Origin of the sequence: Rhizomonospora bruguierae, assembly GCF_018397995.1 — a bacterium.
Lineage (GTDB): Bacteria > Actinomycetota > Actinomycetes > Mycobacteriales > Micromonosporaceae > Rhizomonospora > Rhizomonospora bruguierae.
The window spans coordinates 1-1,329 of the sequence record NZ_BBQH01000148.1; the positions used below are offsets into that span (position 1 = coordinate 1).

Annotated in this window: 1 protein-coding gene; it reads right to left on the bottom strand. The window is 67.9% G+C overall.

Annotation, left to right across the window (positions count from 1 at the left end; all coding sequences use genetic code 11):
• Positions 1 to 1,137, bottom strand: coding sequence for an ISAs1 family transposase (locus KJS59_RS30545; RefSeq protein ID WP_249715183.1), 1,137 nt, complete (start codon positions 1,135 to 1,137; stop codon positions 1 to 3).
• Positions 1,138 to 1,329 lie beyond the last annotated feature (192 nt).

A 1,329-nucleotide genomic window follows, 5' to 3' on the forward strand; every position in this document is an offset into this window, starting at 1 on the left:
CTAGGCGATTCCTAGTAGTTGTAGGGATCGGTATGGGTTCCGGCTGTTCTTCCGGAGGGTTGGTGCGATGGATGTGGCGCCGGCTAGGCGGAGCAGGCTGATCGCGGTGTTGCGCAGGGTGGCTAGGGCGCGGGGTGCGTTACCGGTCCGGAGGCGGCTGGCGTCCTCGCGGTAGGTGGTGTCGCGGATGTGGTGGAGTACTTCGATGGACCAGTGACCGCGTAGCCAGTCGGCCAGCTCAGCGGGTCCGGCCTGGTCGGCGGTGAGGTTGGTGATCGCGTAGACGGTGATGGTGGACCAGCGGCCGTTGGCCGGGTTGTAGCGGCGGCGCCGGATCCGCAGGGCCTGGCTGGCGTGGGGAAAGTCCAAGGCGAGGGGGCCGAGGCAGGTGATCGCCTGCAAGCGGCGGATGTCATGGCGGCCGTGGCCTCGGTCGTGGGTGGTGTCCAGTACCGGGATCTTCGCCCATGGCAGGGTCTTGACCTGTCGATACAGGCGCCGCTGGTTGCGCTTGACGACGAAGACGTAGCCGGCCTTCTTGTCCTCGATCAGCCAGCGGGCGTGGTCGCGCTGGGTATGCATCGCGTCCGCCGTGATGATCGCCCCGTCCAGGTCCAGCGTGTCCAGCATGGGCACGAACCTGGTGATCTCGTTCGTTTTCCCATCGACGTCGGTCTGGGCGAGAACGATCCCGTCGCGGTGATCCACGGCGGCGAGCAGATGCACCTGGGCGCCAGCCGGACCGCTGCCACGCAGGGTCTTGCCATCCACGGCGATCACCCGCCGGCCCGAGCCGCCGGAACCTGCCCGGCTGATCAGCCAGCGGCACACCGCGGCATCCAGGGCGTCGGCGTCGATACCAGCCAGGACCCGGGTGAACGTGCTGTCGTCGGGCACCCGCCGCGCCCCGGTGAACCGGTCCCGGGTCGCCCCGAGACGGTCCCACACCGCGTCCGGCAGATCCGCGGCCCACTCAGCGATCTCGACGACCCTGCTCTGCCCCGAGACCACCGCCGCGACCGCGACCGCGAGCAGACCCGGCAACGGATGGATACGGCCACGCCGGTCTCGCGGGTCCGGCACCTGCGCCAGTACCTCCAACAACCCCGGCGCGTCCGGCTCCACCAACGGCGACACGCCACACAAACGTGCGGACAGCCCGTCGATCAACGATGATGCTTCCACGAGCGCGGTCCTTCACTTGTGATCATCCAGCCTAGACACCTGAATGATCGCCAGAAGGCCGCGCTCTTCTACGTACCCACCGGAACGGGCGTGACTATCCCATAACCGGCCATCCGGTCATAGCTCGATCTTGCGCATGCCCTG